The sequence below is a fragment of the Blastomonas aquatica genome (genome assembly GCF_014639875.1).
Lineage (GTDB): Bacteria > Pseudomonadota > Alphaproteobacteria > Sphingomonadales > Sphingomonadaceae > Blastomonas > Blastomonas aquatica.
Map to the genome: position 1 here is coordinate 286,805 of NZ_BMGD01000002.1, position 14,005 is coordinate 300,809.

At 64.2% G+C, this 14,005-nt stretch carries 15 protein-coding genes; 5 read left to right on the top strand and 10 right to left on the bottom strand.

From position 1 onward, the window contains the following. Positions 1-158 precede the first annotated feature (158 nt). Positions 159-686, bottom strand: coding sequence for a hypothetical protein (locus IEW00_RS05355; protein ID WP_188513354.1), 528 nt, complete (start codon positions 684-686; stop codon positions 159-161). Between the two features lie 80 nt (positions 687-766). Beyond that, positions 767-1,642, bottom strand: coding sequence for a KPN_02809 family neutral zinc metallopeptidase (gene ypfJ / locus IEW00_RS05360; protein ID WP_188513355.1), 876 nt, complete (start codon positions 1,640-1,642; stop codon positions 767-769). A 155-nt stretch (positions 1,643-1,797) separates the two neighbouring features. Here ypfJ and IEW00_RS05365 point away from each other — a divergent pair, with 155 nt between their 5' ends. Then, the gene (locus IEW00_RS05365; protein WP_188513356.1) at positions 1,798-2,952 is read left to right on the top strand and encodes a patatin-like phospholipase family protein; all 1,155 of its coding nucleotides are present in this window, start codon (positions 1,798-1,800) and stop codon (positions 2,950-2,952) included. A 196-nt stretch (positions 2,953-3,148) separates the two neighbouring features. After that, positions 3,149-4,483: an amidohydrolase gene (locus IEW00_RS05370; protein WP_188513357.1), complete on the top strand. Its 1,335-nt coding sequence runs from the start codon at positions 3,149-3,151 to the stop codon at positions 4,481-4,483. A gap of 20 nt (positions 4,484-4,503) precedes the next feature. Here the strand turns inward: IEW00_RS05370 and IEW00_RS05375 are convergent, their stop codons facing one another. Beyond that, positions 4,504-5,322 (bottom strand): division plane positioning ATPase MipZ, encoded by an 819-nt coding sequence (locus tag IEW00_RS05375; protein WP_188513358.1) that lies wholly within the window; start codon positions 5,320-5,322, stop codon positions 4,504-4,506. A gap of 114 nt (positions 5,323-5,436) precedes the next feature. On the opposite strand from IEW00_RS05375, the gene panC reads away from it, so the two are divergent. Together panC and IEW00_RS05385 are read left to right on the top strand one after the other, a co-directional pair. Next, on the top strand, positions 5,437-6,282 hold the full coding sequence (gene panC / locus IEW00_RS05380) for a pantoate--beta-alanine ligase (protein WP_188513359.1): 846 nt from the start codon (positions 5,437-5,439) through the stop codon (positions 6,280-6,282). A 106-nt stretch (positions 6,283-6,388) separates the two neighbouring features. Beyond that, positions 6,389-6,685: an SEL1-like repeat protein gene (locus IEW00_RS05385; protein ID WP_188513360.1), complete on the top strand. Its 297-nt coding sequence runs from the start codon at positions 6,389-6,391 to the stop codon at positions 6,683-6,685. Position 6,686: 1 nt separating this feature from the next. Here the strand turns inward: IEW00_RS05385 and IEW00_RS05390 are convergent, their stop codons facing one another. The 6 genes from IEW00_RS05390 to IEW00_RS05415 form a co-directional block, all read right to left on the bottom strand. Then, positions 6,687-8,738, bottom strand: coding sequence for a S9 family peptidase (locus tag IEW00_RS05390; protein ID WP_188513361.1), 2,052 nt, complete (start codon positions 8,736-8,738; stop codon positions 6,687-6,689). 101 nt (positions 8,739-8,839) lie between these two features. Further along, complete coding sequence (locus IEW00_RS05395) at positions 8,840-9,988, bottom strand: GNAT family N-acetyltransferase (protein ID WP_188513362.1); 1,149 nt, start codon at positions 9,986-9,988, stop codon at positions 8,840-8,842. Further along, positions 9,985-10,770, bottom strand: a complete 786-nt coding sequence (locus tag IEW00_RS05400; protein WP_188513363.1) for a glycerophosphodiester phosphodiesterase family protein — start codon at positions 10,768-10,770, stop codon at positions 9,985-9,987. Before IEW00_RS05400 ends, IEW00_RS05395 begins: the two co-directional genes overlap by 4 nt. Then, positions 10,742-11,209 (bottom strand): RidA family protein, encoded by a 468-nt coding sequence (locus IEW00_RS05405; protein ID WP_188513364.1) that lies wholly within the window; start codon positions 11,207-11,209, stop codon positions 10,742-10,744. Before IEW00_RS05405 ends, IEW00_RS05400 begins: the two co-directional genes overlap by 29 nt. 30 nt (positions 11,210-11,239) lie before the next feature. Next, positions 11,240-11,920 (bottom strand): HAD family hydrolase, encoded by a 681-nt coding sequence (locus IEW00_RS05410; RefSeq protein ID WP_188513365.1) that lies wholly within the window; start codon positions 11,918-11,920, stop codon positions 11,240-11,242. Positions 11,921-11,937: 17 nt separating this feature from the next. Then, positions 11,938-12,243, bottom strand: a complete 306-nt coding sequence (locus IEW00_RS05415) for a DUF3572 family protein (RefSeq protein ID WP_229736830.1) — start codon at positions 12,241-12,243, stop codon at positions 11,938-11,940. A gap of 74 nt (positions 12,244-12,317) precedes the next feature. Here IEW00_RS05415 and IEW00_RS05420 point away from each other — a divergent pair, with 74 nt between their 5' ends. After that, on the top strand, positions 12,318-12,680 hold the full coding sequence (locus tag IEW00_RS05420) for a response regulator (protein ID WP_188513366.1): 363 nt from the start codon (positions 12,318-12,320) through the stop codon (positions 12,678-12,680). A gap of 28 nt (positions 12,681-12,708) precedes the next feature. On the opposite strand, the gene IEW00_RS05425 is transcribed toward IEW00_RS05420, so the two are convergent. Next, positions 12,709-13,956 (bottom strand): acetyl-CoA C-acetyltransferase, encoded by a 1,248-nt coding sequence (locus IEW00_RS05425; protein ID WP_188513367.1) that lies wholly within the window; start codon positions 13,954-13,956, stop codon positions 12,709-12,711. Positions 13,957-14,005: the final 49 nt, after the last annotated feature.

A 14,005-nucleotide genomic window follows, 5' to 3' on the forward strand; every position in this document is an offset into this window, starting at 1 on the left:
CCCAACTGTCAGATCCTCCCCGGAACGGGGAGGGGGACCGCGAAGCGGTGGAGGGGCAGCCGGATTGCGTACCCCGTCGGACACATCACCCGGGCGCTTCCCCTCCGTCTCGCCTGCGGCGAGCCACCTCCCCTAAAGGGAGAGGATTTTGAAGCAAGTTACTTCATGCTCGCAGCGATGGGCGCTGAAGGGTATTTGCAGCCGCGCTGGTGGCCAATCCCCTTGAGGAAGCTGCGGCGAACCACACCTGCATAGACCGCCGAATTGTACCGGCGTTCCTGTGCTGCTGCGCCGGAAATCTCGCGGATCACCTGGCGGAAGGGGATGATCGAGTTGACGATCAGCCCACCGACCTTGCCGGCGGTATCCTTGCGCTTGTCATCGCGGGTGGCTTCATAGGGCGCATCGAGGTCTTCGCCGAGCACTGCATCCATGTCGCCGATCGCGCTGCGGATCTGGGCGCACGTCTTGAGCCCGGCCAGCGAGTAGGGCTTGTCCTGGATGGCGATCAGGTTTTCGGGGATGTCCTTCTTGTCGATGCCGACATCCTGCACCGGCTGACTGACGACGCCTTCGGCCACCCGTTCGGTCGATCGCGGGCCGTTTGCGCCAGGGTTCTGCGCACTGGCGGGCAGAGCGCCGGCAACAAATGCAAGGCTGACAAGAGTGATGACGGTGCGGCTCATGGATCTACCCCTCGTTTCGGCATCAACAGTGGACACCCTTGGCTTCGCAAACGCTTGGCAACGCAAAACGATGCGTGCCCTTATAATCTCGTCGCGCTGAATGTATCGCACTGCGCAGGATCGCCGGTGTTCAACCCTTTTGCCAGCCATGCCATACGCTGCGCCGATGTACCATGGGTGAAGCTTTCAGGCACCGGACGGCGACCGGCGGCCTTCTGCAGCGTATCGTCGCCGATCGCGCTGGCGGCGGTCATTCCCTCCTCGATATCGCCCGGCTCGATCCGGCTCCGGTTGCGCGCCGCCCAGACCCCGGCATAGCAATCCGCCTCAAGCTCCATCCGTACCTGCAGCTCGTTGCCTTTCGCCTCGCTCGCGCGGCTTTGGGCGCGGCGGACATCGGCCGAGCGGCCACTGATCGTCTGGATATGATGGCCGACCTCGTGCGCGATCACATAGGCCTGCGCGAAATCGCCCGACGCCCCGAACCGGGTGGCGAGTTCGTCGAAGAAGCTGGTGTCAAGATAGATGCCGTTGTCGGCGGGGCAATAAAAGGGCCCCATCGCGCTTTGCGCCGCGCCGCAGCCCGACTGGCCGTTGCGATCGTAAAAGGTCAGAGTTGCGGGCTGATAGGTCTGCCCCTGTGTCTTGAACAGCGCGCCCCAGGTGTCCTCGGTGCTCGCCAGAACCTGGCAGCTGAACTTGCTCTTTTCGTCGACCGCGCAACTTTGCGCTGCATTCTGGCCGCCAGCTTGCGTCTGTACCGGAGCACCGTCGGTCATCCCGCCGCCCTGGATCAATTCCATCGGGTTGACCCCGAACACCAGAGCCGCGATCCCCAGGATGATGATCGTTCCAATCCCCATCTTGCCGCCGCCGATAGGGAAGCGCGGGCCACCCCCGCCGCCACCGCGCTGATCGGATATGTTGTCGCTGGTGCGATAATCGTCGAGCTTCATGACCGGTGGGGCTCCTGTCCTGCGGTGGCTGGTTGTTTACGCCGCATCGCTTGATTTGGTAGCACCGTTTTTTTACGCCATTTGCGTTATTGTGCGCTGCGGCATAGGGTTGGTGCCAAAGGGCGTGCACGCACGCGATCAGACAAGGATAGTTTATGCCGGGCACTCAAGAGCCGCTGGATACCCATTCTGCTGCGGTCCCGCTGCCGGAAACCGTGGCTCTGGTGCTGCAGGGCGGGGGCGCACTGGGTTCTTATCAGGCAGGGGTTTTCAGCGAACTGGTGCGGCAGAACGTCCGGATCGACTGGGTTGCGGGGATCTCGATCGGCGCGATCAATTCGGCGATCATCGCGGGCAACGAGCCGCACCTTGCCTGCACAAAGCTGCGGGAGTTCTGGGAGCTTGTAACCTCGGGAACCGTGGACTTCTCCTTTGGAACCAGTGATTACTGGAGCGAGTTCAACCATTTCGCAGGTGCTGCCATGGCAGCGACCGTGGGTGTCCCGGGCTTCTATCGGCCTCACACGCTGCCGCCGTCCCTTGCCTGGCCAGGGACGCCGGCTGCGGTCAGCATGTATGACACCACCCCGATGATCGAGACGCTCAACCGGTTCATCGACTGGGACCGGCTCAACAACGGTCCGGTGCGCTTTTCGGTGGGCGCGGTGAACGTCGAATCGGGTAACTTCTATTATTTCGATACCCGCGATCCTCACGGACGACAGGCTATCGACGCACGCCACATCATGGCATCGGGCGCGCTGCCGCCAGGGTTTGCGCCGATTGAGATCAACGGCAAGCACTACTGGGACGGCGGCTTAGTCAGCAACACGCCGCTTGCCTATGTGCTCGACAACCAGGACAGCGACATGCTCGCCTTTCAGGTCGATCTGTTCCCGGCGCGCGGCGCCTTGCCCACCAAATACGCCGACGTGATGAGCCGCGAAAAGGACATCCGCTATTCCAGCCGCACCCGGCAGGTCACTGATTATTACATGAAGCTGCGCAAGGAGCATGAGGCGCTGCGCAACGTGCTGGCAATGCTGCCCCCCGAAATGGCGTCTTCGCCCGATGTCGAGCGGGTCCGCGCGCTGGTCGAGGACAATGCGGTCAACATCGTTCATCTGATCTATAACGTGCAGAAATGGGAAAGCGGGATGCGCGACTTCGAGTTTTCGCGCTCGACCATGAACATGCACTGGGATCAGGGCATCGAGGCGGTGCAGGCGGTGTTGCGCAAGGGCGATCTGCTCGCGCAGAACATCATGAACGGCAAGACCGCGACCTTCGATCTGGCCCCGCACCGTTGAGGCGATGCGCGGGTCTTCCGCAAACCTTTTATTTCGTCACCCCCGCGAACGCGGGGGTGACGCTTCTGTGCCCCTGTGGCGCGATAAAGCGGGATTCCCGCGTCCGCGGGAATGACGGGCCTGGGGTTGAAACCCGTTGGCCTTCAGCGTTCTAGCCGCTAGCCTCCCCGTCAAACATCTGTCTGGGGAGACACTCATGAAGGTCGCACATCATCTGGCCCGTTCGCTTGCCGCATCCGCGCTGGCGCTTGGCCTGGTCGCAACGGCGCATGCGCAGGATACCATTCGCAGCGATATCGCCGCCGACATGCCCGGGCTGATGGAGATCTACCGCGATCTGCACGCCAACCCCGAACTCAGCTTCCAGGAGGTCAAGACCGCCGCCAAGCTTTCCGCCGAAGCACGCAGGCTGGGCTTCGAGGTGACCGAAGGCGTCGGCAAGACCGGCGTGGTTGCGGTAATGAAGAACGGGCCTGGTCCGGTGGTGATGCTGCGCGCCGATATGGACGGGTTGCCGGTGGTCGAGCAGACGGGCCTTGCCTATGCCAGCAAAGTGCGCGCGATGAGCCCAGCGGGGATCGAGACCGGGGTGATGCACGCCTGCGGGCACGACACCCATATGACCGGCTGGGTCGCTACCGCGCGGCAGCTGGTCAAGCGCAAGGCCGAATGGTCGGGTACCCTGGTGATGATCCTGCAGCCGGCTGAAGAAATCGGCTCGGGCGCGCTGGCGATGCTTGAGGACGGGCTCTACACGCGGTTTCCCAAGCCGCAATATGTGCTGGGCTTCCATGACGCCGCGCAGGCGCCCGCCGGCTTCATCGGCTACACCCCGGGCTTTGCGCTCGCCAATGTCGACAGCGTCGATATCAAGGTGAAGGGGCTGGGCGGACATGGCGCCTATCCGCAATCGACCAAGGACCCGATCGTGCTCGGCGCGCGGATCGTCACCACGCTGCAGACGCTGATCAGCCGCGAGCTTGATCCGCAGGATGCCGCTGTCGTTACCGTCGGCAGCTTCCAGGCGGGTGCCAAGCACAACATCATCTCGGACGAGGCGACCTTGCTGCTGACGGTGCGCAGCTATTCGGACGAGACACGCGCCAAGATCCTCGAGGGGATCAAGCGCATCGCCAGGGGCGAGGCGATCGCCGCCGGGGTTCCCGACGACAAGATGCCCATGGTGACGATGAGCGACACCTTCACGCCTGCGGTCTTCAACAGCCCCGATTTCACGCAGGAGCAGGCCGCATATCTCAAGACGCGTTTTGGCGAGAAGCGCGTCGAGCAGGTTGCGCCATCGATGGGCGGCGAGGATTTCAGCCGCTTCTACCGCGCCGATCCGGACAATATCACCAGCCTGATCTTCTGGGTCGGCGGGGTCCCGGTCGAGGAATACACCAAGGCCAAGAAGGAGGGCATCGAGATGCCCTCGCTGCACAGCCCGTTCTGGGCGCCCGAGGCCGATACCGTGATTGCCACCGCCGCCGAGGCGATGACCGCTATGACGCTCAAGCTGATGGCAAAATAACGCCGGTCAGGGCACCTGGATCAGATCAGCTGCGGCTGGCGCTCGGTGGCCCTGCTGCCGACGCCGGGCAGGTTGAGCGCGGAGACCATCTCGCGCAGTTCCTGCCGCGCGATGATGTGGCTGGTGCCGAGATCCGCCAGATGGCCCTTGTCGAGCAAGGTCAGCCCCGAGGGGAACAGCTCGCGATAAACCACGCGTTCGGACAGGCCCTGAACATAGCGGAAGCCGACCCGCTTGGAGAGTTCGGCGAGCGCGGCATCAAGGCGACGCTTGTTGCGGGCATCGGTCTGCTGGGTGCGGTTGCGCAGTACCACCCAGTCGATCTCGACCCCGTCGGTCTTGGCGCGCGCCTTGCGCGCCTCCCAGATCAGCTCGGCATAGAAGCTCAACCGACGGACCTTGAAGTTTTCCGGATCGACCTGTCCGATGAGGTCGAAATCGACGAAACTGTCGTTGAGCGGGGTCACCAGCGTATCGGCGCGGGTAGCGACGAAGCGGGCGAACTTGTCGTCACGGCCGGGCGTGTCATAGACCAGAAAGTCGCAATCGTCGGCCATGCCTGCGACCATCTTTTCCAGCCGCGCCTGGCTGTCGTCCTGAAACACTTCGAACTTGGGCGTGGGCAGCGTGATGCCCCGACGTTCCTGCGTGGCGGCGCGGTTTTCGAGATAGCGGTGCAGCGTGCGCTGGCGAGGATCAAGATCGATCGCGCTGACCCGGAACCCCAGATAGGACAAAGCGACGGCTACATGCACCGCGCTGGTCGATTTTCCGGTGCCGCCTTTTTCGTTCGCAAACACGATATGGTGGGCGGACGCCTTGCGCGTCATCATGTCCATGGTTTTTCCAGCCTCTTCCAGCAGGCGGGCGAATGTGCCAGTGCTGCCTAGTGAATCGCGTGCGGATCATCCCGCACCCCCAATGCGGCGTTCCCTATCGGAGGCTTTACCAAGGTGCAAATCATACGTCGGGTTGACAGGTTGCGGACGGCGGTCTCGCTGCTCAAGCAGCAGGGCGGGCAGGTGGCGTTGGTCCCGACGATGGGCGCGCTCCATGCCGGGCATATGCAACTGGTCAAGGAAGCAAAGCAGCGCGCCGACCATGTTGTCGCATCGATTTTCGTCAACCCGATGCAGTTCGGCGCGAACGAGGACCTTGATGCCTACCCCCGGCAGGAAGATGCCGATGCCGCGATGCTGAGCGAGGCAGGCGTCGCGATCCTGTGGGCGCCCGATGTCGACCAGGTCTATCCGCCAGGCTTTGCCACCAGCGTCAGCGTGACCGGGATCAGCGATGGCCTGTGCGGGGCGGCGCGCCCCGGGCACTTCGATGGCGTCGCCACCGTGGTCGCCAAGCTGTTCAACCAGGTCCAGCCCGATATCGCGCTGTTCGGCGAGAAGGATTATCAGCAGCTCGCCGTCATCCGGGCGATGGCGCGCGATCTCAACTTCGGGCTCGATATCATCGGGGTACCGACGGTGCGCGATCCCGATGGCCTCGCGCTGTCATCGCGCAACGCCTATCTGAGCGCAGAGCAACGCGCCGCCGCTGCCATGCTTCCGCGCGCGATGCAGGCAGGGATCGCGGTGATCGAGGCGGGCGGGCCGGTGGGCGAAGCGACCCGGGGGATCGAACAGGCGTTGCTGGCGGCCGGATTTGCCTCGGTCGATTATGTCACTTTGGCCGATGCGGTGACGCTCGAGCCGGTCGAAAACGCCGACCGTCCGGGGCGTTTGCTGGTCGCCGCGCGGATCGGCGGCACTCGGCTCATCGATAATATGGCCGTAAACGCGCGGTAATGTAAAACTTCTGGCATGGTTACTGCCGGATTAACCGTTTCTTCATCGCTTTTTTCCACTCTCCGCAATGTCGGATCAACCGGCCATGCAAAGAGGGGCATGAGTGATGGCTAACAGTCTGAAGTCCGCAACGTTTCTGGTCGAAAGCAAGCTGGCTGCCGCCGCGCACGGGGACATCAACGCCTATTTCGATCTGGGGGTGGCGTTTTCCACCGGAGGCAGCGGCGTCAACGTCGATCTGATCGAGGCGCACAAATGGTTCAACCTCGCCGCCGTGAAGGGCCATCAGGAAAGCCAAATGTGCCGCGCGGAGATTTCCGAGGAAATGACCGCACGCCAGATCGCCGAAGCCCAGCGCGAAGCCCGCGCCTGGCTCCAGCAGATCGCAGCCCGCGCCGCCTGACCTATTGCGCTGCCGGTTTGCGGTAGCGCTCGAACCAGGCGATGATCGCCGAGGCCTTGGCCGCGCTTTGCGATGGCCGCGCCGCGATGCCGCCATGGCTGGCGCCCGGAACCTTGACCAACGCGGTCGGCACGCCGACCAGCTTGAGCGCGGTGTAATATTGCTCGGACTCGCTGACCGGTGTGCGGTAATCCTCGCTGCCCACCACCACGAGCGTCGGCGTTTTCACATTGCCCACCAGCGACAGCGGCGAGCGCGCCCAATAGCTTTGCTGATCCTCCCAGGGCATCTTGCCGAACCAGTATTTCGCGAAGAACGCCGGCCCATCCGCAGTGAGCGCCTGGCTGGTCCAGTTGATCACCGGCTTTTGCGTTGCTGCCGCCTTGAAGCGATCGGTCTTGCCGACGATCCAGCTGGTCAGCACCCCGCCGCCCGATCCACCGGTGACGAACAGCTGATCGGGGTCCGCGACCCCATCGGCAATCGCCTTGTCGACCATCGCGATCAGATCATCATAATCATTGCCCGGATAGGCGTGGTGGATGAGGTTTGCGAACTCTGCGCCGTAACTCGTTGATCCGCGAGGATTGACCGAAAGCACCGCATAGCCCGATGCGGCATAAAGTTGGTTGTCGGTCGAAAAGTGCGGACCATAGGCCGCAAACGGTCCGCCATGGATTTCGAGCACCAAGGGCACGCGGGTGCCGGGGACATGCCCCGGCGGCAGCGTCAGCCAGCCTTCGATCTCGCGGCCATCGAAGGTCGAGGCGGTGGTCATCTTGCGGACATCGCCCAGACGCCTGCTCGCCATCAGCGACTGGTTGAACCGGGTCAGTGTGCGGGTCTTGCCGCCGCTCGCCAGCATGACATCGGCAGGCCGGGTCGCATTACCGCCCGAATAGGCGACCGCTCCCGAGCGCGAGACGCTGAACGATCCGCCCGAATAGGGCCGGTCGAACGACGCACCGCTGAGGCCGCGGACGATCTCGCGCACCGATCCGTCCATACCGATGCGGGCGACCAGGGTTTCGCCATGGTCGTCATATTGCGCGATCAGCGATTGGCCGTCGGGGGCCCACACCAACGTATCGATGCTCCGGTCGAGCCCCGGCGCGACAGCGCGCTTGCCTGAGCCATCGCGGTTCATCACATAGGCCTGGGTGTTGTGATAGCCGAGCAATTTGTCATCGAAGCCCAGATACGCGATTTTGCTGCCATCGGGTGAGACCACCGGCTGCGCATCCGGGCCGTCGCGATCGGTCAGCGCGGTGATCGTTCCGGTGGCGATATCGAGCGCATGAATTTCGGCATCCTGCGGGTCATTTTCCCAATCGGCCGAGCGATTACCCGAAAAATAGAGCGTCTGGCCATCGCGGCTCCAGGTCAGGCCGCCACCATCGTGATAGTCGCCAAAGCTCAACTGGCGTGGCGCGCCGCCGGTTGCAGGTACGACAAAGATCTTGTCGAACCCCGGCTTGATATAGCCCGCGCCATCGGCGCGATAGGCGAGCAGGTCATAGGTTTCGAGCGGCGCGGCCCACGTCGCGCCCTCGGGCTTGTCAGGAGCCTTGCCCAGCTTGGGCCCGTCTGACGGCACGAACATGGTGTAGGCGATCTGCGTGCCATCGGGTGACCAGGCGATGTTGCCGGGGCTTTCGGGCAGCCCGGTGATCCGCACCGCTTCTCCCGAGGCCATCCAGCGCACGAACAGCTGCGGCGCGCCGCCTTCTGCGGTCGAGACATAGGCGAGGCGCTTGCCATCGGGCGACCAGCGCGGCTGGCTGTGTCCGCCGGGGCCTGCAGCCACCGGGGTCAGCTCGCCGGTGCCCGCATCGACCAGCCAGATCGACGACACCGCCTTGTCGGCCATGATATCGTTGGCGCGGCGGACGAACGCGATCCTGCCACCATCGGGCGCGATCTGCGGATCGGCGGCGACCTCGAGCGAGAACAGGTCCTTGCCGGTGAGCCGGCTGTCTGGCGCGGCCTGGGCGAGCAGGGCGGTGGGGCTGGTGAAGGCGAGCAACAGGGCAGCGAGGCGGATAGTGCGCATAGGGCGTGGACTTTCTGCTGGAAGGACAAGGACTTGGCTGCTGGAATGAAGGGCTTGGGCGACGTTGCTGATGCCAATCGTGCGCCGCCGTTCCGCCAGCGTCAAGCCGCAGATGGACCGCGCTTGAATGGCAGCATCTCGGTCATCATCTCGCGGTCGGCCTGCACCGCTGCCCGCTCGCGCTTGAGGAAATCGCCCACCGCCCGCCGGAAGCCGGGGTCGGGGATATAGTGCGCCGACCAGGTGATCTCGGGCGCATAGCCGCGCGCCATCTTGTGCCCGCCCTGTGCGCCCGCCTCGACCCGGGTGAGACCGCGCGCCAGCGCCGCGTCGATCGCCTGATAATAGCAAAGCTCGAAATGCAGGAACGGCTTGTCGACGGTGCAGCCCCAATAGCGGCCATACATCGTATCGCTGCCGATAAAGTTGAGCGCGCCTGCGATCGGGCGGCCTTCGTAGAGCGCGAGGATCAGCAGGATGCGGTCGGCCATCGTCTGTCCCATCAGGCTGAACGCCTCGCGGGTGAGGTATGGCTGTCCCCATTTGCGCGCGCCGGTGTCCTGATAAAACACCCAGAACGCGTCCCAGTGGTCCTCGGTAATCATGTCGCCGGTGAGGTGAACGATCTCGATGCCCTCCTGCGCCTTGGCGCGCTCCTTGCGCAGATCCTTGCGCTTTCGCGAGGTCAGCGAGCCGAGAAAGCCCTCGAAGTCGCCATAACCTTCGTCGTGCCAGTGGAACTGGGTGTCGGCGCGCAGCAGCCATCCGGCCTGCTCGAACAGCGGCAGTTGCGCGGGCTCGATAAAGGTCGCGTGGACCGAGGACAGGTTGTTCTGCTCGGCGAGATTTTGCGCGGCGGTAAGGATCGGCAGCGACCATACGGGATCGGCGAGCAGGATACGCGGCCCGGTTGCGGGCGTGAACGGAACCGAAATCTGAAGCTTGGGGTAATAGCTGCCCCCCGCATTCTCCCAAGCGTGCGCCCAGCTGTGATCGAAGACGTATTCGCCCTGGCTGTGGCTCTTGAGATACGCGGGCAGCGCGGCAACCAGCGTGCCGTCCTCGCCCTTGATCGTGATCGGGGCAGGGGTCCAGCCGGTGCCGCGCCCAACGCTGCCCGATGTTTCGAGCAGGCTGAGGAAGGCGTGGCTCACGAACGGATTGTCGGGTCCCGCCAGCGCGTCCCATTGCCCCGCATCCAGCGCGGCGATGCTGCGGCCAACCTCGGCGGTGATCGCGCGCTCGCTCATTCGGGAGCTGTCGCCCGTTCGTAGATCGGCGCATCGGCATGTTCGGCAGCGATCGCGTGCTGCTCGTGGCTACGCACCGTCCAGGTCAGCACCGGAAACCCGCGTGCCCGCTGGGCGGCTGCAAAGCGGCTGGGCAGATCGCGGATGTCATAGGCCAGGAAATCGGGCTTGGCCTTCCAAAGGTCGCGGTGGCGCTGCAGCGTGCCCTTCCAGTTGCGACTTCCCTCCTCGGTCACCACCAGTCCGCGCACCACATGCGGCGCTTGCCGCCGGAACCATGCCGACACCGCCGGGTGGAAGCTCATGATCGCGGCCTTGCCGCCATAGCCCTCGAGCGCGCGGCGTACCGCGAGGCACAAGGGTGCGACATGATCGCTCTCGGTCTTGATCTCGATCAGGATCGGCGCGCGCCCGCGCACCACGCCCAGCACCGCGCCGAGCTCGGCAATCGCGCCGTTCTGGCCCGTCAGCCGGATCTGGGTGAGTTCGGCGGCGGTCTTGCCGTCGACCCGGCCCTGCGCCAGCGTCAGCCGGCTCAGCGAGAAATCGTGGAAGACGACCGCGCGGTTGTCGCCGCTGCGCTGGACATCGCATTCGATGCCATGTCCCGCCGCGATCGCTGCGGTGAACGCGGGCAGGCCGTTCTCGAGCACCGGCCCGCTCCACATGCCATCATGCAGCCCGCGATGCGCGTACGGCTGCTCTCCCAGCCAGGCGGTGCGGCGGGAATCGGGGGGCGGCGCGAGCCAGCCGTCAAGCAGGCCGAATGGCGACAATTGCATCAATTTCCACGGCTGCGCCCAGCGGCAGCACCGGAACGCCGACGGCGCTGCGGGCATGCTGGCCAGTGGAGCCAAAAACCTGGACCATCAGGTCGGACGCGCCATTGGCGACCTTGGGCTGGGCGGTGAATTCGGGCGTGCTCGCAATGAACGCGCCCAGTTTGACGATCCGCTCGACCCGGTCGAGCGATCCCAGCGCCGCCTTCATTTGCGCGATCAGCATGATGCCGCAGGCACGCGCCGCCGCTTCGCCGGCTTCGGGCGAGACATTTTCGCCTAGGCGCCCGGTGACCACCTTGCCATCGATAAAGGGCAGCTGGCCCGAGATATACAGCAGGCCGCCGACTTCGACCGCGGGCACATAGGATGCCACGGGAGCGGCAGGCTGGGGCAGTTCGAGGCCCAGCTCGGCGAGTTTTTGTTCAATCGTATCAGTCATATATCCATTCTCTCCAATGCGGAGGCACGGTCAAGCCGCAGCCTCGATACCGGGGGCGGGAGCGCCAATCGCAAACCGTTCAAGCACCCATTCAAGCGCCTGATGCCAGCTGTCGATCCGCGCATGCGCATGGCCGGCATTGGCAGCGCAGACGATGTGCGGCGCCAATTCGGTTTCTCCCACCATATGCAGCCGCCAGACAGACGGCGCATGCTCGGCAGCGGATTCGTGATGCTGCGGCAGGTCGTCGACGAAGATCGCCACCGACGGCGCGTGCTCATCGACGATCCGCTGCAAAGGCTCGCCCTTGGGGCCCTGGTTGCAGACGACGCGGTGATGGACGCCAAAGCGGGCAAGCTGCTCAGTGCGCGCCTGCTGGCGGTGGTCATTAAGGTTGGTCAGTACCACGATATCGGCATGCTCGCCAATCGCCTTTAGTGCTTCGATCGCGCCGGGTATCGGCATCTGGCGGTGCATCTCGGTATCGAAGAACGCGTTGAGCAAAGGCCAGATATCGCCGGGCTTTACCGCCTCACGGGATTTGCGATCGATTAGCGCCTTGGCGAAATCACCGCCCGAAAAGTCGAACTCGATATCGTGCACCTCGTCGAGCCATTCGCGGAACGGGGCGACCATGTACAGCAGCACCTCGTCGCAATCGGTGATCAGCAGCGGGCGCGGGGCGCGGGTTTGGCCGGTTTCAAGGTTCATATCGGGTCCGTTCGGGTTCAAGTCTGGCGTTCGAGCTGGATGCGGGCGTTGACCAGTGCCACGGGGCTTGTGCCTGTGGCCTCTGCGGCAGCGATCAGGTCGGCCTCGTGCCCCTCCAGATAGCGGATGAATTCCGCGAGGATTGCGGGGTTGGAGGCCCCCTGACGCAGATCGTCCACGGTCATTCCGGTGAGCGACAGCAGCCGCTCGGCGCGCTCGCGATCGCCGAGCAGCCACGACAGTGCCAGCAGCGCCATGACGGCCGGATCATTCGACGAACCTGTGTCTGGCCTGCCAGCATTTGGCCTGATTGTGTCGGTCACGGCTTTGGCCTACATCCGCGTAATAAGGGTAACCACCGGTGCCTTGCGGCACGGCAATTTGGATAAGCGGTTCAGTGGCAAAAAGAGTGCTGGTTGTCGAGGATAACGACCTTAATCGCAAACTTTTCTGCGATCTCCTCACCGCGCATGGCTTTGCCGTCGAGGGGCTGGCCGATGGCCGCGAGGTGATGGAGCGCGCGCGGCAGTTCGTGCCCGGGCTGATCATCATGGATATTCAGCTGCCGCATATCAGCGGGCTGGAACTGATCGAGGCGATCAAGGCCGATCGCGACCTGCGGCTGATCCCGATCATGGCGGTGACCGCGTATGCGGGCAAGGGCGACGAGGACCGGATTCGCGACGCCGGGGCCGAAGGCTATGTCTCCAAGCCGGTATCGATCGGCCCGTTCATGGCGGCGGTGAACGCGCTCGTTTAGAGCGCGCTCACCGGGCCGTAGTTCAGTTTCAGACGCGTTCGATGATGATCGCAGGGGCCATGCCGCCTGCTGCGCACATCGTGATGAGGCCATAACGGCCGCCTGACCGTTCGAGTTCGTCGAGCGCGGTGCCGATGAGCATCGACCCGGTCGCGCCGATCGGATGACCCAGCGCCATCGCGCCGCCGTTGATGTTGACCTTCTCTCGGTCGAGTTCGAGATCGCGGATGAACTTTTCTGCGACCACCGAAAACGCCTCGTTGATCTCCCAGACGTCGATGTCGTCCTTGGTCAGGCCTGCGCGCTCGAGCGCCTTCTTGGCGGCGGGGACGGGGGCGTTGAGCATCAGCGTCGGGTCATCGCCCATGTTGACATAGGTGACGATCCGCGCGCGGGGCTTGAGGCCATGCCTGTCGGCATAATCCTTCGAGGTGATCAGCACCGCAGCGGCGCCATCGACCACGCCCGAGCTGTTGCCCGCGTGGTGGACGTGCTCGATAGTCAGATCGGGATAGCGGCGGTTGATCTGCTTGCGGAAGGTCGTTCCGCCAATCTCGAAATCGGCCAGGCCCGTGAACGCGGGCTTGAGCCCCGCCAGGCTCTCGGCAGTGGTTTCAGGACGCGGGAACTCTTCATGATCGAGCGCGACCGAGCCATCGGGATTGTGCACGGGAACCAGCGACTTGTCGAAGCGGCACTCGGCGATTGCGCGCGCGGCGCGCTGCTGGCTGACCAGCGCCAGCGCGTCGAGGTCCTCACGTGAAATGCCTTCGAGCGAGGCAATCGCATCGCCGCACACGCCCTGGTGCGACTGCGGGTGGAGCTCGTCGAGCGCGGGGTTGTGCGATCCCATCAGCGGTGGCGGCAGCCCGGCGCTGGCTTCGGCTGCGCCCACCTGCTGGGTGTAGCTCATCATTTCGGTGCCGCCGGCAATCACGCAGTCTTCCATGCCCGACATCACCGATGCCGTCGCCATGTTGACCGAGGTGATGCCGCCACCACAAAACCGGTCCAGCGTTACGCCGCTGGCCTTGACGTCATAGCCCGCCGCGAGCGCGGACATCCGGCCAAGGTCGCCGCCCTGCTTGCCCTTCTGGGTAGATGTAGACCAGACGATGTCATCGACGGTCGCGGTGTCGAGATGGTTGCGCTCCTTGAGCGCCTTGAGCACGGTCGCGGCCAGATCCTGCGGGTGCAGGTGCGACAATGCGCCCTTGCCGGGCTTGCCGACCCCGCGCGGGGTGCGGACGGCATCGATGATATAGGCGTCGGCCATGCAGAAATCCTCTCGATCGTTGGTATTTAACCGATCAGTTAAACCAACG

Coding starts and splice junctions, on each gene's coding strand:
- IEW00_RS05400 (WP_188513363.1), bottom strand. CDS start 10,770: ATGCAATTGTCGCCATTCGGCCTGCTTGACGGCTGGCTCGCGCCGCCC.
- IEW00_RS05370 (WP_188513357.1), top strand. CDS start 3,149: ATGAAGGTCGCACATCATCTGGCCCGTTCGCTTGCCGCATCCGCGCTG.
- IEW00_RS05390 (WP_188513361.1), bottom strand. CDS start 8,738: ATGCGCACTATCCGCCTCGCTGCCCTGTTGCTCGCCTTCACCAGCCCC.
- IEW00_RS05425 (WP_188513367.1), bottom strand. CDS start 13,956: ATGGCCGACGCCTATATCATCGATGCCGTCCGCACCCCGCGCGGGGTC.
- IEW00_RS05410 (WP_188513365.1), bottom strand. CDS start 11,920: ATGAACCTTGAAACCGGCCAAACCCGCGCCCCGCGCCCGCTGCTGATC.
- IEW00_RS05395 (WP_188513362.1), bottom strand. CDS start 9,988: ATGAGCGAGCGCGCGATCACCGCCGAGGTTGGCCGCAGCATCGCCGCG.
- IEW00_RS05375 (WP_188513358.1), bottom strand. CDS start 5,322: ATGGACATGATGACGCGCAAGGCGTCCGCCCACCATATCGTGTTTGCG.
- IEW00_RS05365 (WP_188513356.1), top strand. CDS start 1,798: ATGCCGGGCACTCAAGAGCCGCTGGATACCCATTCTGCTGCGGTCCCG.
- IEW00_RS05385 (WP_188513360.1), top strand. CDS start 6,389: ATGGCTAACAGTCTGAAGTCCGCAACGTTTCTGGTCGAAAGCAAGCTG.
- IEW00_RS05355 (WP_188513354.1), bottom strand. CDS start 686: ATGAGCCGCACCGTCATCACTCTTGTCAGCCTTGCATTTGTTGCCGGC.
- ypfJ (WP_188513355.1), bottom strand. CDS start 1,642: ATGAAGCTCGACGATTATCGCACCAGCGACAACATATCCGATCAGCGC.
- IEW00_RS05405 (WP_188513364.1), bottom strand. CDS start 11,209: ATGACTGATACGATTGAACAAAAACTCGCCGAGCTGGGCCTCGAACTG.